Below are 19,444 nucleotides of genomic sequence, written 5' to 3' on the forward strand. Positions count from 1 at the left end.
CGCCATGCACCGCCTGCTGCCCATGCTGTTTGTCAGCCTTCTGCTGCCATTCGCTTCCCATGCCCGAAACACGTCGCAGCAACCCGGCATCGAGTTCGTACACCACGACTGGTTCCTGGCCTGCGACAACACCGGCACCTGCCGTGCCGCCGGCTACGGTCCGGAGAACGCAGAGAGCCTGCTGGGCCTGATGCTGGAACGTGCCGGCGGTCCTGGCAGTGCAGTGAAGGCGCGGCTGCGGGTGGGTGAGGATGGCGAGAGTGCCGCGCCTGCAGGAACGCTGCACCTGCTGGTGAACGGTCGTGACCTGGGTGCAGTGCAGGACACCGGGGCCGACGAGGCAATGACGCTGCGGCCGGCGCAGGTTGAAGCCCTGATGTCCGCCCTGCCCGGCCACGCGCGCATCGAGGTGATCGACAGCAGCGGCACGCGCTGGCCGATCTCCGATCGTGGCGCTGCTGCGGTGCTGTTGAAAATGGATGAAGCACAGGGCCGCGTGGGCACGCCCGGTGCGCTGGTGAGGCCTGGCAAGCGCGCCGAAGCGAGCGTGCCGGCTGCGCGGGCCAAGCCAGTGATCATGCGCGCCGCACTGGCGGCTGCTCGTCCCGGTGATAGCGCGCTGGGCAGCAGCGAAGCGCTGCGCGATGCATTGATTGCCACGCTCGGCAACAGCGACGACTGCCCGCGCCTGATCGAGTACAAGGGCACCCCGGAAATGGCGATCGAACGCCTCGATGACCGCCATGTGCTGGTGCAGGCACTGTGTCAGATGGGGGCGTACAACTACAGCAATGGCTTCTGGATCGCGCGCGATCAGCCACCGTACGCACCGGAGGTGGTCACGCTGGAGGCGGAAGGCTTCTCGCACGACGAGCGCACGCTGTATGCACGCTACAAGGGCCGAGGCATCGGCGACTGCGTTTCAGGCTCGGACTGGGTATGGGATGGCCGCAGATTCCAGCCCAGCAGTGCATTCAGTACTGGCCTGTGTCGCGGCATGCCGGGCGGGCACTGGAACCTGCCGACCCTGGTCAGCGAGGTTCGTTGAATGGGTGCCCTTTCTCTGCTGCAGGCGCCTCTGTTTCTGCTGGGACTGATGACGATGTCCCCGGCTGCTTCGGCCACGGATGCGGTTGGCGCATCGTTCGCAGATGGCGACTGGTTCATGGCCTGCGACAACACACGCACCTGTCGCCTCGCCGGTGTCGGCGCCCCGGCACCGCTGAGGCTGGCCGTGCTGATCGAGCGCAATGGTGGACCCGGATCCGCGGTCGAGATTCGGCTGACACTCACCCGCAACCACGCTGACGATCCCGAAGCGCAGGCACAGTCACCTACCGGCGCACTGCAATTGCAGCTGGACGGAAAGCCCGAGGGCAGTATCGGCGTGCTGGCGTCGGCCACGGAACATGCAGCATTGACCCCGGCGCAAGTGCAGGCATTCAGTGCAGCCCTCATCGAGCACGCATCCATCAGCGTTGCTGACGGCAAGGGGCAGGCATGGTCGCTGTCCGCATCCGGCGCGGCCGCGCTGATGCTGAAGATGGATCAGTTCCAGCAGCGCCTGGAGACGCCCGGCGCACTGGTGCAACGCGGGCACAGGCCGGAGTCGAGCGTCCCGCCCGCCCTTCCGAAGCCGCAGCTGGCCACGCCATCCATGCGAGTACCGCCGCGTGAGGAAGATGCACGCCTGATGGAACGCGAAGACCTGCGCCGCCTGCTTCGGCCCAGCAACAAGGCAGACTGGGCATGCGCCCAGGAGGTGCAACAGAGCGCCCCGCCTTCCATCGCCATCGAGCGACTGGACGATCATCACCTGCTCGCCTCCGTTGTCTGCCACACCGCGGCGTTCAACGTGCCGGCGGGTACGTGGGTGATCACCGACCAGGCGCCGTTCGATCCGGTCTTCATTACCCAGGGCGCACTCTTCACGCGCTCACCGGAGGCGGTATTTCTTGAGGAAACCGTTGAGACTGACCAGGATCGCTGCGAAACCGGGCGCTATTGGGCGTGGGACGGACAGCGGATGCAGCTGAGCATGGAATACGTCGGCGGTACCTGTAGTGGCTCTGGAGCCTCCACCTGGTGGCTGCCGACCTACATTACGGAATTCCGGTAGGGCATCGGCCGGGCATGGCCCGGCGCTACCGCGCGGGCCCGGCTCAATCGTGAAGCTGCCGCGGCTTCTTCCAGAACTGCCAGCGCTGGCCGCGGTCCAGCTGGAACTGCAGGCCGTCCTCGAAGTCCAGCACCAGCCGCTGCAGCTCACCGCGCTTGAGCGCGGACAGCAATGGCCGGATTGCATCATTGCCCAGCTGCTGCAACGAACGCAGCTGGCGCAGGTCAACCAGCGCATCGACCGACTGTTCGCCGTCCACGGCCACCCCTGCGGCCTGGGCCAGGCCCTGCAGCAGCGCATCGCGACTGCGTACCTGCGCGTGCGGTGTGCTGACCGATACCGGCATCACCCCACCGCCCCAGAACCACAGCGAGTTGATCGGCTGCTGGCCCTGCGCAGCGCGGTGCTGGTTCCAGGAATGGTTGTGCAACAGCACCTGCGCCTCGGTCATCAGCGCCCGCCAGCGACGGCCGCCCTCGCCTTCAGGCAGGTGCGAGAACAGGTCATCGCCCAGCACCTCATCGGGGCTGTCGAACACCGGCAATGCCAGGTCGATCGGCAACCGCAGGTACCAACGCGATGGATCGGGTGCATCGAGTACGAACCCGGCATCGGCGAACAACGGCTGCAGCACCGGCAGCAGGGCCAGGCTGTCGGCCAGCGTCGGCCGCAGCGTTTCGCCGTAGGCCATCATCCGCGCGCCGTGCATGTCCGGGACCATGCAGGCCGGATCGGCCCGCAACCAGCTGGCGCCGGCGGCATCACCGACGTCGCGCTGGCGGGTCAACGCAGCCACCGGCCAGTGCGGCGCGGCGACCGTGAAGTGGCGCGTCAGCTGAGCGCGCTCGCCCTGCACGACCTGCACGGCCGTGGCACGCCCGAGCGCACGTGCCACGTCATCCGGCAGCGCAGCCGCGGCAAAGCGGCTGCGGGCCGGCAACAGCAGGGTCGCCGTCGCCACGCGATCAGCTCACGTAGCTGACGCTGACGATCTCGTACTCCCGCTGGCCAGCCGGGGCGTCGATCACGATCGAATCGCCCTCCAGCTTGCCGATCATCGCGCGCGCCACCGGCGAGGAAATGGCGATCAGGCCCAGCTTGATGTCCGCTTCCAGGTCACCGACGATCTGGTACTTCTTCTCTTCGTCGGTTTCCACGTCGGCCAGGGTCACGCTGGCACCAAACACCACCTTGGAGCCGGCGTTGAGCTTGCTCACGTCGATGATCTCGGCGTGCGACAGCTCACCTTCCAGCTGCTTGATGCGGCCTTCGATGAAGCCCTGCTCCTCGCGCGCGGCGTGGTACTCGGCGTTTTCCTTCAGGTCGCCATGCTCACGCGCTTCGGCGATGGCCGCAATGACCTTCGGACGCTTGACCGACTTCAGGTGATCCAGTTCGTCGCGCAGCCGCTGCGCGCCCTTCATGGTGATCGGGGCTCTCATGCATTCAACTCCTTGTGCAGTTCCTGCAGCGACCAGACCGGGCCGGTACCGCGGAATTCCAGTGAATCCACCAGCGCCTTGGCGCCGGCGATGGTGGTCGAGTAGGTGACGCGATGCTGCAGCGCTTCGCGACGGATCGAGAACGAGTCGTTGATCGCCGAACGACCTTCGGTCGTGTTGACGATATAGACGATCTCGCCGTTCTTGATCGAGTCGACGACGTGCGGACGGCCTTCGACCACCTTGTTGATGATCTCGCAGTCCATGCCGTGCTGCTGCAGCCACGCGGCGGTGCCACGGGTGGCGACCAGGCTGTAGCCACGCGCCAGCAGGGCCTTGGCCACCGGCAGCACGCGCTTCTTGTCCGGGTCACGGACCGACACGAAGGCCTTGCCGATCGGCGGCGCCTTGATGCCACCGGCTTCCTGCGCCCGCGCGAAGGCGGCATTGAAGGTACGGCCCACGCCCATCACTTCGCCGGTGGAGCGCATTTCCGGCCCGAGGATCGGATCGACGCCCTGGAACTTGGCGAACGGGAAGATGGCTTCCTTCACCGAGTAGTAGTCCGGCACGATTTCCTTGGTCGCGCCCTGCTCGGCCAGCGTCTTGCCGGCCATGCAGCGCGCGGCGATCTTGGCCAGCGCCATCCCGGTGGCCTTGGACACGAACGGCACGGTGCGCGAGGCACGCGGGTTCACTTCCAGCAGGAAGATGGTGTCGTTGCCATCCTCATCGGTCTGGATCGCAAACTGGGTGTTCATCAGGCCGACCACGTTCAGGGCCTTGGCCAGCTCCACCACCTGGCGACGCAACTCGGCCTGGGTGGCCGCCGACAGCGAGTATGGCGGCAGCGAGCACGAGGAATCACCCGAATGCACGCCGGCCTCTTCGATGTGCTCCATCACGCCACCGATCAGGACATTACCCTCCTTGTCGGCGATGATGTCGACGTCGCACTCGACGGCGTTGTCGAGGAAGCGATCCAGCAGCACCGGCGAGTCATTGGAGACCTTCACCGCGTCGCGGACATAGCGGGCCAGGTCGGATTCGCCGTAGACGATTTCCATCGCACGGCCACCCAGCACATAGCTCGGGCGCACCACCAGCGGGTAGCCGATCTCGCGGGCCAGCAGCAGGGCTTCCTGGTCGTTGCGGGCGATGCGGTTCGGCGGCTGCTTCAGGCCAAGCTTGTCCACCAGCTGCTGGAAACGCTCGCGATCTTCGGCCAGGTCGATCGAGTCCGGGCTGGTACCGATCACCGGCACGCCGTTGGCTTCCAGTGCGCGCGCCAGCTTCAGCGGGGTCTGGCCGCCGTACTGCACGATCACGCCCTTCGGCTGTTCCAGCTCGACGATCTCCAGCACGTCTTCCAGGGTCAGCGGCTCGAAGTACAGGCGATCGGAGGTGTCGTAGTCGGTCGACACGGTTTCCGGGTTGCAGTTGACCATGATGGTTTCATAACCATCCTCGCGCAGTGCCAGTGCCGCGTGCACGCAGCAGTAGTCGAACTCGATGCCCTGGCCGATGCGGTTCGGGCCACCGCCCAGGATCATGATCTTGTCGCGGTTGCTCGGCGCGGCCTCGCACTCGTCCTCGTAGGTCGAGTACAGGTAGGCGGTGCCGGTGGAGAACTCACCGGCGCAGGAGTCCACGCGCTTGTAAACCGGGCGGACCTTGTGGGCACGACGCAGCGCGCGGATGGCGGCCTCGTTGGTGCCGGTCAGCTGCGCCAGTCGGGCGTCGGAGAAGCCGGCACGCTTCAGCTTGCGCAGACGCGCGGCGTCCAGTGCGTCGATGCCATCGCCGGCAACCCGGGTCTCGGCGGCGATGATCTCTTCGATCTGGTCCAGGAACCACGGGTCGATGTAGGACAGCTTGAAGATGTCCTCCACGCTCATGCCGGCGCGGAACGCGTCGGCGACGAAGAACAGGCGCTCCGGACCCGGCGCCTTGAGCTCGCGGCGCAGGGTCTGCAGATCATCGTCGTTGGTCAGGTCCAGGCCGGTCGGGTCGAAGCCGACCTTGCCGGTCTCCAGTCCACGCAGCGCCTTCTGCATCGACTCCTGGAAGGTGCGGCCCATCGCCATCACCTCGCCCACCGACTTCATCTGGGTAGTCAGGCGCGCGTCGGCGGCCGGGAACTTCTCGAAGGCGAAGCGCGGGATCTTGGTGACGACGTAGTCGATCGACGGTTCGAACGAGGCCGGGGTCAGGCCGCCGGTGATCTCGTTCTTCAGCTCGTCCAGGGTGTAACCCACGGCCAGCTTGGCGGCGACCTTGGCGATCGGGAAGCCGGTAGCCTTGGAGGCCAGCGCCGACGAGCGCGACACGCGCGGGTTCATTTCGATCACCACCACGCGACCGGTATCCGGATTGATGCCGAACTGCACGTTCGAGCCACCGGTATCGACGCCGATCTTGCGCAGCACGGCGATGGATGCATCGCGCAGGCGCTGGTATTCCTTGTCGGTGAGGGTCTGCGCCGGGGCCACGGTAATCGAGTCACCGGTGTGCACGCCCATCGGATCGAGGTTCTCGATCGAGCAGACGATGATGCAGTTGTCCGCGGTATCGCGGACCACTTCCATCTCGAATTCCTTCCAGCCCAGCACCGACTCTTCCACCAGCACTTCGCTGGTCGGCGACAGTTCCAGGCCGCGGTTGACGATCTCGATCAGCTCTTCGCGGTTGTAGGCGATGCCGCCGCCGCTGCCGCCCAGGGTGAAGCTGGGACGGATGATGGTCGGATAGCCGACGCGGGTCTGGATCTCCAGCGCTTCTTCCAGCGTATGGGCGACGGCGGCGGTCGGGCACTCCAGGCCGATCTCGCCCATCGCCACGCGGAACAGCTCGCGGTCTTCGGCCATGCGGATCGCATCACGCTTGGCGCCGATCAGCTCGACGTTGTACTTCTCCAGCACGCCGTGGTCGGCCAGGTCCAGCGCGCAGTTCAGCGCGGTCTGGCCGCCCATGGTGGGCAGCAGCGCGTCCGGGCGCTCCTTGTCGATGATCTTCTCGACGGTCTGCCAGTTGATCGGCTCGATGTAGACGGCGTCGGCCATCTCCGGGTCGGTCATGATCGTGGCCGGGTTGCTGTTGACCAGCACCACGCGGTAACCCTCGTCACGCAGGGCCTTGCAGGCCTGGGCGCCGGAGTAGTCGAACTCGCAGGCCTGGCCGATGACGATCGGGCCGGCACCGATGATGAGGATGGTCTTGAGGTCAGTGCGCTTGGGCATTTTCTTCTCTAAGTCAGTACAGCGTGACAAGGGGGAGTGATCGCACGCTGTCGATCAGGAAATCTCTTCAGGTTTCAGCGCGATCCGGCACTGCGCCTGCAACATTTTCGATACCTGCACGCTCATATCGTCCGGCAGATCCGAATCGGTCTGCAGCGCGGCGGTCAGGCGCTTGAAGGCCGGGCTGTCCAGGAACGCAGCGGTCTGCGCGCGTTCCTGTTCGGACAGGCCGGCAGTGGCATTGGCCGCCGTGGTTTCCGGGGTGGAGCCGGCGAACGAGGACGAAAGTCCCTTGCCTGCCGCGGTCGCCAGGAAGCGCGACCACTCGGCGACCACCGTATCGCCATCGTTGCCGAGTTCGGCGATGAGCGAACGACGGTACTGCGCATCCAGCACATCACGGATCGGTCCGCGCGCGCACTGGCGATCCGCGTCGGGCAACGCCTTCAGCACCGGCACGTTGTCGACCATGATGCCGGCCATGTCGGTGCCCAGCGAGCCCAGGCCCAGCTTGGTCACGACCGCCGCCACCTCGGTGTCGGACGCCGGAGCGGCCTGCGCCACGCCTGCGGCACAGCACAGCGACAGCAGCAGAGCGGCACTGCGCATCAAGCCTTCGCCTCGGCCATCAGGGTCACGAAACGATCGAACAGCGGACCGACGTCGTGCGGGCCCGGCGAGGCTTCCGGGTGGCCCTGGAACGAGAATGCCGGCACGTCGGTACGGGCAATACCCTGGTTGGTACCGTCGAACAGCGAACGGTGAGTCACCCGCAGGGTCGGCGGCAGGGTCGCTTCATCGACCGCGAAACCGTGGTTCTGCGAGGTGATCATCACCCGGCCGCTGTCCAGGTCCTGTACCGGGTGGTTGGCACCGTGGTGGCCGTGGCCCATCTTCATGGTCTTCGCGCCCGAGGCCAGGCCCAGCAGCTGGTGGCCCAGGCAGATGCCGAAGGTCGGGATCTTCGCATCGATGAAGGTCTTGATCGCAGCAATCGCGTAGTCGCACGGTTCCGGGTCACCCGGGCCATTGGACAGGAACACGCCGTCCGGCTTCATCGCCAGCACCTCGGCGGCCGGGGTCTGTGCCGGCACTACGGTCACTTCGCAGCCGCGCTCGGCCAGCATGCGCAGGATGTTGGTCTTCACGCCGAAATCGTAGGCCACGACCTTGTGCGTGGCCGGAACGCTGACGAAGGCATTGGCATCCAGGTCCAGCTGGCCCTCGGTCCAGACGTAGGTCTTCTCGGTAGTGACGACCTTGGCCAGATCCATGCCCTTCAGGCCCGGGAACTTGCGGGCCGCTTCCAGCGCCTTGTCCACATCGATGTCGCCGGCCATCAGCGCACCGTTCTGCGCGCCCTTCTCGCGCAGGATGCGGGTCAGCTTGCGGGTGTCGATGCCGGCGATGGCGACCACGCCGCGCTGGATCAGCCAATCCTGCAGCGACACCTGGCTGCGCCAGTTGCTCGGGCGGCGCGGCACATCGCGCACGATCAGGCCAGCCGACCACACCTTGGACGCTTCATCGTCCTGGTCGGTCATGCCGGTGTTGCCGATATGCGGATAGGTCAGCGTGACCATCTGCCGGGCGTAGGACGGGTCGGTCAGCACTTCCTGATAACCGGTCATGGCGGTATTGAACACCACCTCACCGACGGACAGGCCGGGCGCGCCTACGGATTCGCCCTCGAATACGGTGCCGTCTTCGAGGACGAGGATTGCGGCTTGGGTCACGGAAATCTCACTTTGGCTACCGAGGGGGTGCCGAAGTCACGCCTGTGCTTCTCGGGAATCGGGTTGCAAAAAAGCGCGGACGTACGGTACGGGACCGGTCCGGCTTTGGTGATTCGGCGAGTGCGAATTGTAGCGCTGCCGGGGCGCTCGCGCCAGCGGTTATCGCGCTTTATGAACAGGCGACTGCGTATTCATTTCAATACGCCCGCGTGTGCAAAGCGCAGCTGCCGGGGTCGGCTCCCTTTTCCTGCGGGAAAAGGGATCCGACCCCAACGATCAGCCCGTCGGCCCGTCCAGCAGGTCGCGAACGCGGTAACTGCCGGCTGCGCGCCCGTGCAGCTGACGAGCGGCAAACAGGGCGCCACGGGCGAAGATGTCGCGGTTGGTGGCCCGGTGCACCAGCTCGATGCGTTCACCCGGCCCGGTGAACTGCACCAGGTGCTCGCCGACGATATCGCCTGCCCGCAGGCTGGCGTAATGCGGCTCCGCCCCACCCCGCTGCACCGCGGCACCCAGGGTCAGCGCCGTCCCCGACGGGGCGTCCTTCTTCTGGGTATGGTGCGATTCGACGATATCGCAGTCCCACCCGGCCAGCGCCTGCGCCGCGCGTTCGACCAGTTCGTCCAGCACCGCTACGCCCAGGCTGAAATTCGAGGCCCAGACCAACGGGATCTTCGCCGCCGCAGCCTCCAGCGCCTGGCGCTGGGTGCTGGAAATGCCGGTGGTGCCTGAAACCAGGCCGGCGCCGCGCTCCACGCACAGCGCCAGCATCGGATCGAAACCCTCTGGCAGGCTGAAGTCGATCGCCACGTCGAACGGCGGCGCGCCGGGCAGTTCACTGGCGCCGAAGAACGGCACGCCGTCGACTACGCGCTGGGCCGGCGCCCGGCCGGTCACCGCCGCCACGATCTGCAGGGAGTGGGGATGTTCTGCGGCCAGCCGCAGCAGGGCCTGGCCCATGCGCCCGGAAGCGCCGTGAATGAGCAATCGCAGGGGAGTCTGGTTCATGCCCGCAGGCTAGCGGCAGCATGGCCGCTCCGGCAAGCGCCATCGCTGCTACGCTGCATGCCCTTTCATGCAATGGATGGCAGCTCCCTCATGCAGATCAGCGAACAGCTGGTACTGGTTACCGGTGCCGGTCGCGGCCTGGGCCGGCATATCGCCCGCGCCTTCGCTGCGCAGGGTGCGCGCGTCATCATCAACTACCACCGCAGCGAGGCGGACGCCCGCGCATTGGCCGGCGAGCTGGGCGGCCAGGCGATCGCGCTGCCGGCCGACGTCACCGAGCCGGGCCAGGTACAGGCGATGCTGCAACAGGCGCTGGCGCACTTCGGCCAGGGCGTCACCACCGTGGTCAACAATGCACTGGCCGCGTTCTCGTTCAATGGCGATGCCCGCGACGGCGCCGCCGATATCCGTTGGCCGGCGTTCCAGGCACAGTTCGAAGGCAGCGTGCGCGGCGCCCTGAATACCGTGCAGGCCGCGCTGCCCGGCATGCAGGCGCGCCGTTTCGGCCGCGTCATCAACATCGGCACCAATCTGTTCCAGAACCCGGTGGTGCCCTACCACGATTACACCGCTGCCAAGGCCGCACTGCTGTCGCTGACCCGCACCCTGGCCGGCGACCTCGGCCCGCACGGCATCACCGTGAACATGCTGTCCGGCGGCCTGCTGCGCACCACCGATGCCAGCGCCGCCACGCCCGAAGCGGTGTTCGACTACATCGCCGCCAACACACCACTGCGCAGCGTCACCACCCCGGCCGAGTTCGCCGACGCGGCGCTGTTCTTCGCCAGCCCGTGGTCACGCGCAGTGACCGGCCAGAACCTGGTGGTGGATGGCGGGCTGGTCAGGGATTAAGGATTAACGGGTGCGCATCTCCGAGATCAGCCGCCTGACCGGCGCCAGCGCCAAGGCCATCCGCCTGTATGAGGCGCGCGGACTGCTGCCACCGGTGCCGCGCCTGAACCGCTATCGCGACTACAGCGAACAGGACGTGGCCTGGGTACAGCTGATCCGCCAGGCGTTGGCGCTGGGCATCACGCTGGCCGCGATCTCCCGCCTGCAGGGTCGCGATGGCCAGCTCGACTGGCCGGCCGTGCTGGCCTTGCTGGAGCAGCAGCGCAGCCGTATCGCCCGTGAGCGGGCGCGGCTGGCACAGGTCGAACTTGCCCTGCAGCAGGTCAGCGACGAACTTCAACAGTGGCTGGCATCCGGCAACGGCGACTGCGTCCTCGCCCCCAGCGGCTGCACCACCGCGGCTTGACTCTGCCCCTGGGGCAGACCGCACCCTCGCGCACTTTCCCTTGCCCGAGGTTGTCGTGCCCCGTTCCATCCTGATCCTGCTGGGCCATCCCGACCGCGACAGTCTGTGCGGCGCCCTCGCCCAGCGCTATGCCACGGCCGCCGAGAATGCCGGTCACCAGGTGCGTCTGATCGCACTGGGCGAGCTTGAATTCGACCCGGTGCTGCGGCATGGATACCGCCAGATCCAGCCACTTGAACCCGACCTGCAGGACGCCGCGGATGCAATCCAGGCCTGCGATCATCTGGTGCTGGTCTATCCCACCTGGTGGGGCGCGATGCCAGCCCTGCTCAAGGGCTTCTTCGATCGCGCACTGTTACCGGGCTTCGCGTTTCGTTACCGACGCGATTCGGTGTGGTGGGACCGGCTGCTGGCCGGACGCAGTGCGCGGGTGATCACCACACTGGACACGCCGCCCTGGTATTACCGCTGGATCTACCGCGACCCGGGCATCACCCAGATCAGCGCCACCATTCTGGCGTTCTGCGGCATCCGCCCGGTGCGGATCAGCCGCCTCGGGGCGGTGCGCAGCAGCACACCCGCGCAACGCGCCAAGTGGCTGGCACTGGCGGCGGAGCTGGGAGCGCAGGCCCGGTAGACCCACGCCCTGCGCGGATGAAATGGCGGCAGACGTTCCGGGTGTCGCCTTTGCCAATTGACGCCCAAGCACTGCACCTCAAGGCTGAGAGCCCCTCTTCCGGCACAGGCACAGCTCATGAAATCCGCGACAGTCTTCAGCAGATGTGCAAGGAAGACGGGCTTTGCCGGAACGTCGACCACCCGCTACCGGCTGCTGGAGGGCGCCTCACTGGTGATCAATCACCAGCGCGCCAGCCAGAGCAGAGGCTTCTATGTGAATGCCGGGCTCTATTTCCAGGAGCTTCTCGAGCATCCGCTTGAGCCGTGCGATCTTGAAAGCGCGTTCCGCTACCGCTCCAGCATCCCCACGCCCCACGTCGACTGGCGGATCGAAGAGACGCCAGGCCTGCGCCGGAACTTCACCCAGCAGGATCTTGATGATCTGCTCCTGGCCGGCAATCGCGACGGGTTGAAATGTCTGCTGCTCGAAGCCCTGGCCGATGTGCTGGGCTTCGCGTCTACCCACGGAAACCGGGAATCGGTGCGGCGACTGCAGCAGGCAGGAAACTTCCGCGCCATCATCCGCAAGGAGGTCTAGTAGATCCACGCCATGCGTGGATGAAGGCCCGGTAGATCCACGCCATGCGTGGATGAAAGCCCCCAAAAGCAGTCGAGCAAGCTCGACTCTACTTTTTGGTAGGCCCGCAGCTGTCACAGCCACCGCAGGCGCCACCACCGCCGGTGGCCGGGGGTGCGATCCTGCGCCCCAGCGCCTGCATCCAGGCGGCACGACCCGGCTTCAGCAGGGCCAGCGCCAGCGCACCGCGCAGCTTGCGCACGGTGCCGGGGAACTGTTTTTTCAACACCACCCAGGCACTGACCAGCACAGCCACCGCGATGATCAGGTATTGCAGCAGCAATCCGCCGTCCATCAGCCGCCTCCCAGCGCCTTGGTCACCTGGTAGGTGATCAGCGCCGCCACATAGGCCGCCGCGAACAGGTAGAACGCGGCAAAGCCCATCTGCCTCCACGAGTTGGTCTCGCGCTTGATGGTGGCCAGCGTCGAGATGCACATCGGCGCGTAGATGTACCAGACCAGCAGCGACAGTGCGGTAGCCAGCGACCAGCCGTCGCTGATCAGCGGCGTCAGCGCCTGGCTGGCGGCATCGTCATCGGCCGCCGACAGCGCATACACGGTCGCCAGCGAGGCCACCGCGACTTCACGCGCGGCCAGGCCCGGGATCAGCGCGATGCAGATCTGCCAGTTGAAGCCCAGCGGCGCGAAGAACACCGCCATCGCATGACCGATCTGGCCCGCGTAGCTGTAGTCGATCGCGGGCAGGGTCGCGCCGGCCGGCGCCGCCGGGAAGGACAGCAGCACCCACAGCAGGATGGTCAGCGCCAGGATGATGCCGCCGACACGCTTGAGGAAGATCATGCCGCGCTCGTACAGCCCCACGGCCAGGTCGCGCACATGCGGCAGGCGATACGACGGCAGCTCCAGCATCAGCGGGTGCTCGCTCTTGTCACGGCGCCACTTCTTCATGATCCACGACATCGCCAACGCGCTGAGGATGCCGGCCGCGTACAGGCCGAACAGTACCAGGCCCTGCTGGTTGAACACGCCCCATACGCTCTTCTGCGGAATGAACGCACCGATCAGCAGTGCATACACCGGCAGGCGCGCCGAACAGGTCATCAACGGCGCCACCAGGATCGTGGCCAGGCGGTCGCGCGGGTCCTGGATGCTGCGGGTGGACATGATGCCCGGCACCGCGCAGGCGAAGCTGGACAGCAGCGGGATGAACGAGCGACCGGACAGGCCGGCAGCCGCCATCATGCGGTCGAGCAGGAACGCCGCGCGCGGCAGGTAGCCGGACTCCTCCAGCACCAGGATGAAGAAGAACAGGATCAGGATCTGCGGCAGGAACACCACCACGCCGCCGACGCCGGCGATGATGCCGTCGGTCAGCAGGCTGGCCAGCGGACCTTCCGGCAGCACGCTGCCAACGAAGGTGCCGAGCCAGGCAAACCCGGCCTCGATGCCGTCCATCAGCGGCGTCGCCCAGGCGTACACCGCCTGGAAGATCAGGAACATCACCACCGCCAGGCTGACCAGGCCGAACACCGGGTGCAGCAGCCAGCGGTCCAGCGCGTCGTCGATCTTTGCGGTCCGCGCCGGCATGCGCACGGCAGCGGCCAGAATGGCGCGCACCTGCGCGTGGTAATCCACGCTGCCGTCAACGCCGGCCATCGGCGCATCCAGGTGCGGCACCATCGCGTCCAGGCGCTCCACCAGGGCCTTGGCACCCTGCTTGCGCACCGCCACGGTTTCCACCACCGGCACGCCCAGCTCACGCTCCAGCGCGGCCACATCCACCTGGATACCGCGGCGCTGGGCCGCATCAACCATGTTCAGCGCCACCACCATTGGCTTGCCGAGCTCGCGCAGTTCCAGCGCGAAGCGCAGGTGCAGGCGCAGGTTGGTGGCATCGATCACGCACAGCAGCACGTCCGGCGCGGCCTCACCCGGGTAGAAGCCCCGGCACAGGTCGCGGGTGATCGCCTCGTCCAGACTGGCCGGATGCAGGCTGTAGGCACCGGGCAGGTCGAGCACGGCAAATTCACGCCCGGATGGTGCCCGCAGGCGACCTTCCTTGCGCTCGACGGTGACGCCGGTGTAGTTGGCGACCTTCTGCCGGCTGCCGGTCAGCTGGTTGAACAGCGCCGTCTTGCCACTGTTCGGGTTACCGACCAGCGCGATGCGCAGGGGGGCGGTGATGGCAGTGGCGGTCATGCGCGTCGCACCTGGCTGGCGGCGTCGATCACGACGCGCTTGGCTTCACTGATCCGCAGCGCGAACCGGGTGAACCCGACCTGCACCAGCAGCGGCTCGCCCCCCACCGGGCCCTTGGCCACCAGGCGCACTTCCTCGCCCTTCACGAAACCCAGCTCGCGCAGGCGACGGGCGATGGCATCGTTGGCATGCAGGTCCTGCACGGACTCGACCACGGCCGAGGTGTGCAGCGGCAGTTCGGACAGCGTCATCTAGCGTGTTCTCTGCTGGATGTAAATGGTTCTCGATTCTAACATTCCCGCGTCGCGTCATGGCCCATGACCAATGGCCCGCTATGATCCATACAGGTATGGAGTGACCCTGGAATCCCATGAACGATGCTTTGCAGATCGAGCGCAGCGGCGCCGTCCTCACTCTCTGGCTGAACCGGCCGGAGTTGCACAACGCCTTTGACGCCAGCCTGATCGCCCGGTTGACCGCCGCCTTGGAGGCGGCCGGGCGCGACAACTCGGTGCGCGCGGTGGTGGTCGCCGGCCACGGCGCCTCCTTCTCGGCCGGCGCCGACATGCAGTGGATGCGTGGCATGGCCGCCGCCAGCGAGGCCGACAACCGGGAGGACTCGCTGGCCCTGGCGCGGCTGATGCGCACCCTGGACGAGCTGCCCAAGCCGACCCTGGCCCGGGTCCACGGCGCGGCCTTCGGGGGGGGCGTCGGCCTGGTCGCCTGCTGCGACATCGCCATCGCCAGCACCTCGGCCCGCTTCGGCCTGACCGAAAGCCGCCTCGGCCTGTTGCCGGCGGTGATCTCGCCGTACGTGATCGAGGCCATCGGACCACGCCAGGCGCGCCGCTGGTTCGCCACCGGCGAGCACTTCGACGCAGAGACCGCGCTGCGCATCGGCCTGGTCCACCAGCTGGTCGAACCCGAACGCCTGGACGAAGCCCTGGAGCGTCAGCTGGCGTTGCTGGACAAGGCCGGCCCGATCGCCTCGTCCAGCGCCAAGCAGCTGGTACGGCAGGTGCGCGACAGCCATGACCGCGACACCCTGGATCGCGATAATGCCGCTTTGATCGCGCGCCTGCGGGTGTCCGCCGAGGGCCAGGAAGGCCTGGGCGCCTTCCTCGACAAGCGCGCCCCCCACTGGGTCACGGAAGCCTGAACATGCTCGATCATCTTGGTTTGACCAGCGCCGACCTGGCGCGCAGCAAGACCTTTTTCCTGCAGGCACTGGCGCCACTGCAGATCGGCCTGGTGATGGAGGTCACCGCCGAACAGACCGGCGCCCACGACCACGTCGGCTTCGGCAGCGACGGCAAGCCGTTCTTCTGGCTCGGCAATGCCGGCACCGCCAGCCAGGGTGTGCATGTGGCGTTCTCCTGCGCCAGCCGTGCCCAGGTGGACGCCTTCCATGCCGCCGCACTCGCCGCCGGCGGTCGCGACAACGGTGCGCCGGGCCTGCGCCCGTGGTACCACCCCGACTACTACGGCGCCTTCGTGCTAGACCCGGACGGCAACAACATCGAGGCGGTCTGCCACCGCCCAGCCGCCGAGGTGGTCGCATGAGCGACTACGTACGCATCGTCGAGGTCGGCCCGCGTGACGGCCTTCAGAACGAAAGGCAGTCGGTCTCCACCACCGACAAGATCGAACTGATCAACCGCCTGTCGGCCACCGGCCTGCGCAGCATCGAAGCCACCAGCTTCGTCAGCCCCAAGTGGATTCCGCAGCTGGCCGACGCCGCCGAGGTCTATGCCGGCATCCAGCGCCGGCCCGGCATCCACTACCCGGTGCTGGTGCCGAACGAACAGGGTTACGACCGGGCGCGCGCGGTGGGTGTGGAGGAAGTGGCGGTGTTCACCGCCGCCTCCGAGGCGTTCAACCGCACCAACACCAATGCCGGCATTGACGAGTCGCTGGCCCGCTTCGAACCGATCCTGCGCCGCGCCGCTGCCGATGGCGTACGCGTGCGCGGCTACGTCTCCACCGTGCTCGGCTGCCCCTACCAGGGCAACGTGCCGCTGGCCGACGTGGTGCGCGTGGCCCGCGCCCTGCACCAGATGGGCTGCTACGAGATCTCGCTGGGCGACACCATCGGCGTGGGCACCCCACGCAAGGCGCGCGCCATGCTGCAGGCGGTGGCAGCCGAGATCCCGATGGCGGCGTTGGCCGTGCACTTCCACGACACCTATGGCCAGGCCATCGCCAACATCGCCAGCTGCCTGGAAGAAGGCGTGCGCGTGGTCGACAGTGCGGTATCCGGCGCCGGTGGCTGCCCGTATGCGAAGGGCGCCAGCGGCAATGTCGCCAGCGAGGACGTGGTCTACCTGCTGCAGGGCCTGGGCCTGGACAGCGGCGTGGACCTGCCGGCTCTGGCCGAAACCGGGCGCTGGCTGGCCGGCCTGCTCGGCCGCGCCACCGCCAGCCGCACCGGGCAGGCGCTGGCCGCCGGTTGAGCGTCCTGCTGCGCCGCTCGCCTACGGGCGGCGCAGTGCACAACAGCGGCCGTCACCGCTTCCGTTAGAATCGGCGGCTCTTGAACCTGCAGGACCGTGCAATGCAGCTGTCTTCCGTACGTGCCGTGATCACTGGCGGCGTCTCCGGCCTCGGCCTGGCCGTGGCCCAGCACCTCGTCGCGCAGGGCGGCAAGGTGGCCCTGTTCGACCTCAACGACGACAAGGGCGCTGCCGCCGTTGCCGAGCTGGGCGCCGACAAGGCCCACTATTTCAACGTCAATGTCAGCGATGAGGCGGCCGTGGCCGCGGCCATCGACCAGGCCCATGATTTCCTCGGCAGCCTGAACGTGGCGATGAACTGCGCCGGCATCCTCGGCGCCGGCCGCGTGCTCGGCAAAGAAGGTCCGATGCCGCTGGCCGGCTTCCAGGGCACCGTGATGGTGAATCTGGTCGGCAGCTTCAATGTCGCCAAGGCTGCCGCCAACCGCATGCAGCACAACGATGCGGGCACCGATGGCGAGCGCGGCGTGATCATCAACACCGCCAGCATCGCCGCCTATGAAGGCCAGATCGGCCAGGCCGCCTATGCCGCCAGCAAGGGCGGCGTGGTATCGATGACCCTGCCGATGGCACGCGAACTGTCGCGCTTCGGCATCCGCGTCAACACCATCGCGCCGGGCGTGTTCTGGACGCCGATGGTCGACGGCATGCCCGAAGCCGTGCAGCAGTCGCTGGCCGCCTCGATCCCGTTCCCGTCGCGGCTGGGCAAGCCGGAAGACTTCGCCAGCCTGGTCGGCTTCATCCTCGGCAACACCTACCTCAATGGCGAGACCATCCGCCTGGACGGCGCTACCCGCCTCGCTCCGAAGTGATTCCCCCGGGCGCCGGGACGGCGCCCTCCCCCAACGACCTAGATCACCATGAAAGCCAACGACATCAAGAAGGGCAACGTCGTCGAGTACAACAACGGCGTCTACCAGATCCGCGACATCGAGCGCAGCTCCCCGCAGGGTCGCGGCGGCAACGTCCGCTTCCGCTTCATCATGTACAGCGTGCCGGGCGGCAACAAGCTCGACGCAAGCTTCGATGCCGACGACAACCTGGTCGAAGTCGAACTGCTGCGCCGCCAGTCCACCTATTCGTACAAGGATGGCGATGCTTTCGTGTTCCTCGATGACGAGGACTACACGCCCTACACCCTGGACGCGGACGTGATCGGCGATGACGCCGGCTACATCACCGACGGCCTGACCGGCATCTACGTGCAGGTGATCGACGAGCAGCCGGTCGCGATCCAGCTGCCGGCCTCGGTGGTGCTGGAAGTGATCGAGACGCCGCCGGAACTGAAGGGCGGCACCGCAACCAAGCGCCCGAAGCCGGCCAAGCTCAACACCGGCATCGAGATCATGGTGCCGGAGTACATCGTCAACGGCGAGCGCGTGCTGGTGAACACCGCCACCGGCGAATTCGCTGGCCGTGCCGACTAAGCACCTCGCGCTGATCGCCTGCCTGTCCCTGCTTGCGGCGTGTTCGCCGCAGGCAGCGGACAGCGCCGCCGATGCTGCGCCGAAAACCTCACCGGTCGGACCGGCGGTGACGGCCGCACCTGCGGTGGAGGCACCGGCCGCCGTCGAGGCCACCGCCGAAGCAGCGCCCTCTACCGACCTGTCCTCTGGCGATGAGGAGCTGGACAAGGCACGTGCAGCCGCAGGCTGTCCGATCCCGGAGGATGTGTATGACGTCGACGACGTGCGCGTCTACTGCGCGATGCCAGGTGACGTCCAGGCCTTCCTCGCACGCGAGAACACCTGCCAGCACTTTGCGGGTGAGGAACCTTATGACGACGAGCGCCGCCGCGAACTGGAAGAGGCCAGCGCCAAGTACTGCGAGGGCCGCGAGAAGATCTTCACCGATCTGGTCGCGCGCCATCGCGACGACTGCGCGACCCGCGCAGCGTTGATCGGGATCAACAGCCGCTACGACCTTGTATTCGAGCTGGACCTGAAGCCCTGCGAGGGCTGACCCGTCGATGATGTAGAGCCGAGCGTGGGCTCGGCTCTACAGATGGCTTACGGCTGCTTCGCGCCGAAATTGCCGCAGCCGTGGTACTGGCGGGTGCCGATGGTCAGATTCACCTTGGCTTCGAACGCCTCGCCACTCATGTCGTCCTGGCAGGTGGTGCGCTGGAAGCTGAGCTTGACGTCGGTGCCGTCGGACGCCTTGCCACTCCATCCGTCGGCACCTTCGGTGGGCGTGGGGACGTCGAAGCGGCGCTCACCGTAATCGACTTCGACCTGCAGGCCGGGCCTGTCGCCGTCAACAACGGCCAACCAACCCGGCTCGTTGCCGGTGGCACGGAACGCCGCGGCGCCAGCGCTGCCATCCCCTTCAGTGGCTTCCACCGCATGGCACTCGCGGTCCGTCTCGCCCTTCAGGCTGAGCAGGCCCTCATCGCTACCCTTGGTCCAGAAACTGTTGCCCTGCCCATCACCGTACTTCGCACCCGATGCGGCACGCTCGGAGGCCATGGCGAACGTGCGATCACCAATGACCACCGTGGCTGCGTCTTCGCCGTTGAAGGTTGCGCGCACGCTCAGATCACCACACTGGTAAGCGGTTTCGCTGCCACCGCCGGTACTGGCGCTCGGCTGCGGCGTGGCCGGCGCGGCATCGCTGCCGCCCGCAACAGGTGACTGCGCCGGCTGGCACGCAGCGAGAACCAAGCCGAGGGAAGCGGCCAACAGACTGGGAACTACACGCATGGCTCGACTCCT

At 67.0% G+C, this 19,444-nt stretch carries 22 protein-coding genes; 12 read left to right on the plus strand and 10 right to left on the minus strand.

Annotated elements, in window-relative coordinates; all coding sequences use genetic code 11:
- The first annotated feature begins 4 nt into the window (after window positions 1-4).
- Window positions 5-1,048 carry a DUF1176 domain-containing protein gene (locus ABH900_RS02710; protein ID WP_429621015.1) on the plus strand — a complete coding sequence of 348 codons (1,044 nt, stop codon included), beginning with the start codon at window positions 5-7 and terminating at the stop codon, window positions 1,046-1,048.
- Window positions 1,049-2,119 (plus strand): DUF1176 domain-containing protein, encoded by a 1,071-nt coding sequence (locus ABH900_RS02715; protein ID WP_429621017.1) that lies wholly within the window; start codon window positions 1,049-1,051, stop codon window positions 2,117-2,119.
- Window positions 2,120-2,162: 43 nt separating this feature from the next.
- Here ABH900_RS02715 and ABH900_RS02720 read toward each other — a convergent pair whose 3' ends face one another.
- The 6 genes from ABH900_RS02720 to dapB all read right to left on the minus strand — a co-directional run bounded on the left by ABH900_RS02720 (window position 2,163) and on the right by dapB (window position 9,544).
- Window positions 2,163-3,080: a phosphoglycerate mutase gene (locus ABH900_RS02720; RefSeq protein WP_429621019.1), complete on the minus strand. Its 918-nt coding sequence runs from the start codon at window positions 3,078-3,080 to the stop codon at window positions 2,163-2,165.
- Between the two features lie 4 nt (window positions 3,081-3,084).
- The gene (gene greA / locus ABH900_RS02725) at window positions 3,085-3,561 is read right to left on the minus strand and encodes a transcription elongation factor GreA (RefSeq protein WP_429621020.1); all 477 of its coding nucleotides are present in this window, start codon (window positions 3,559-3,561) and stop codon (window positions 3,085-3,087) included.
- Window positions 3,558-6,800, minus strand: coding sequence for a carbamoyl-phosphate synthase large subunit (gene carB / locus ABH900_RS02730; protein ID WP_429621022.1), 3,243 nt, complete (start codon window positions 6,798-6,800; stop codon window positions 3,558-3,560). The genes greA and carB overlap by 4 nt, the downstream gene beginning before the upstream one ends.
- 54 nt (window positions 6,801-6,854) lie before the next feature.
- The gene (locus ABH900_RS02735; protein WP_429621024.1) at window positions 6,855-7,409 is read right to left on the minus strand and encodes a hypothetical protein; all 555 of its coding nucleotides are present in this window, start codon (window positions 7,407-7,409) and stop codon (window positions 6,855-6,857) included.
- On the minus strand, window positions 7,409-8,536 hold the full coding sequence (gene carA, locus ABH900_RS02740) for a glutamine-hydrolyzing carbamoyl-phosphate synthase small subunit (RefSeq protein WP_429621027.1): 1,128 nt from the start codon (window positions 8,534-8,536) through the stop codon (window positions 7,409-7,411). Before carA ends, ABH900_RS02735 begins: the two co-directional genes overlap by 1 nt.
- Window positions 8,537-8,812: 276 nt before the next feature.
- Complete coding sequence (gene dapB, locus ABH900_RS02745) at window positions 8,813-9,544, minus strand: 4-hydroxy-tetrahydrodipicolinate reductase (RefSeq protein ID WP_429621029.1); 732 nt, start codon at window positions 9,542-9,544, stop codon at window positions 8,813-8,815.
- A gap of 90 nt (window positions 9,545-9,634) precedes the next feature.
- Here dapB and ABH900_RS02750 point away from each other — a divergent pair, with 90 nt between their 5' ends.
- From ABH900_RS02750 to ABH900_RS02765, 4 genes are all read left to right on the plus strand, one after another.
- On the plus strand, window positions 9,635-10,396 hold the full coding sequence (locus tag ABH900_RS02750) for a 3-oxoacyl-ACP reductase (RefSeq protein WP_429621031.1): 762 nt from the start codon (window positions 9,635-9,637) through the stop codon (window positions 10,394-10,396).
- Between the two features lie 10 nt (window positions 10,397-10,406).
- Entirely contained in the window at window positions 10,407-10,802 is a 396-nt protein-coding gene (locus ABH900_RS02755) for a MerR family transcriptional regulator (protein ID WP_429621033.1), read from the plus strand.
- 55 nt (window positions 10,803-10,857) lie between these two features.
- On the plus strand, window positions 10,858-11,439 hold the full coding sequence (locus ABH900_RS02760; RefSeq protein ID WP_429621035.1) for an NAD(P)H-dependent oxidoreductase: 582 nt from the start codon (window positions 10,858-10,860) through the stop codon (window positions 11,437-11,439).
- A gap of 117 nt (window positions 11,440-11,556) precedes the next feature.
- Entirely contained in the window at window positions 11,557-12,018 is a 462-nt protein-coding gene (locus tag ABH900_RS02765; protein WP_429621037.1) for a DUF4304 domain-containing protein, read from the plus strand.
- An 88-nt stretch (window positions 12,019-12,106) separates the two neighbouring features.
- Here the strand turns inward: ABH900_RS02765 and ABH900_RS02770 are convergent, their stop codons facing one another.
- The 3 genes from ABH900_RS02770 to ABH900_RS02780 are packed head-to-tail and all read right to left on the minus strand — an operon-like array spanning window position 12,107 to window position 14,468.
- On the minus strand, window positions 12,107-12,352 hold the full coding sequence (locus ABH900_RS02770) for a DUF6587 family protein (protein ID WP_429621039.1): 246 nt from the start codon (window positions 12,350-12,352) through the stop codon (window positions 12,107-12,109).
- Window positions 12,352-14,217, minus strand: coding sequence for a ferrous iron transporter B (gene feoB, locus ABH900_RS02775; RefSeq protein ID WP_429621041.1), 1,866 nt, complete (start codon window positions 14,215-14,217; stop codon window positions 12,352-12,354). The genes ABH900_RS02770 and feoB overlap by 1 nt, the downstream gene beginning before the upstream one ends.
- Window positions 14,214-14,468: a FeoA family protein gene (locus ABH900_RS02780; protein ID WP_429621042.1), complete on the minus strand. Its 255-nt coding sequence runs from the start codon at window positions 14,466-14,468 to the stop codon at window positions 14,214-14,216. The genes feoB and ABH900_RS02780 overlap by 4 nt, the downstream gene beginning before the upstream one ends.
- Window positions 14,469-14,587: 119 nt before the next feature.
- Here ABH900_RS02780 and ABH900_RS02785 point away from each other — a divergent pair, with 119 nt between their 5' ends.
- The 6 genes from ABH900_RS02785 to ABH900_RS02810 all read left to right on the plus strand — a co-directional run bounded on the left by ABH900_RS02785 (window position 14,588) and on the right by ABH900_RS02810 (window position 18,692).
- Window positions 14,588-15,376, plus strand: a complete 789-nt coding sequence (locus tag ABH900_RS02785; protein WP_429621044.1) for an enoyl-CoA hydratase/isomerase family protein — start codon at window positions 14,588-14,590, stop codon at window positions 15,374-15,376.
- A gap of 2 nt (window positions 15,377-15,378) precedes the next feature.
- The gene (locus ABH900_RS02790; protein WP_429621046.1) at window positions 15,379-15,780 is read left to right on the plus strand and encodes a VOC family protein; all 402 of its coding nucleotides are present in this window, start codon (window positions 15,379-15,381) and stop codon (window positions 15,778-15,780) included.
- The gene (locus tag ABH900_RS02795; protein ID WP_429621048.1) at window positions 15,777-16,670 is read left to right on the plus strand and encodes a hydroxymethylglutaryl-CoA lyase; all 894 of its coding nucleotides are present in this window, start codon (window positions 15,777-15,779) and stop codon (window positions 16,668-16,670) included. The genes ABH900_RS02790 and ABH900_RS02795 overlap by 4 nt, the downstream gene beginning before the upstream one ends.
- A gap of 101 nt (window positions 16,671-16,771) precedes the next feature.
- Window positions 16,772-17,542 carry an SDR family NAD(P)-dependent oxidoreductase gene (locus ABH900_RS02800; RefSeq protein ID WP_429621050.1) on the plus strand — a complete coding sequence of 257 codons (771 nt, stop codon included), beginning with the start codon at window positions 16,772-16,774 and terminating at the stop codon, window positions 17,540-17,542.
- Between the two features lie 48 nt (window positions 17,543-17,590).
- Window positions 17,591-18,157, plus strand: a complete 567-nt coding sequence (gene yeiP, locus ABH900_RS02805) for an elongation factor P-like protein YeiP (RefSeq protein WP_005409468.1) — start codon at window positions 17,591-17,593, stop codon at window positions 18,155-18,157.
- Complete coding sequence (locus tag ABH900_RS02810) at window positions 18,147-18,692, plus strand: hypothetical protein (protein WP_429621053.1); 546 nt, start codon at window positions 18,147-18,149, stop codon at window positions 18,690-18,692. Before yeiP ends, ABH900_RS02810 begins: the two co-directional genes overlap by 11 nt.
- Before the next feature lie 47 nt (window positions 18,693-18,739).
- On the opposite strand, the gene ABH900_RS02815 is transcribed toward ABH900_RS02810, so the two are convergent.
- Window positions 18,740-19,432, minus strand: coding sequence for a COG3650 family protein (locus ABH900_RS02815; protein ID WP_429621055.1), 693 nt, complete (start codon window positions 19,430-19,432; stop codon window positions 18,740-18,742).
- Window positions 19,433-19,444: the final 12 nt, after the last annotated feature.

It is taken from the genome of Stenotrophomonas sp. AN71, from assembly GCF_050435725.1.
Taxonomy (GTDB): Bacteria; Pseudomonadota; Gammaproteobacteria; order Xanthomonadales; family Xanthomonadaceae; genus Stenotrophomonas.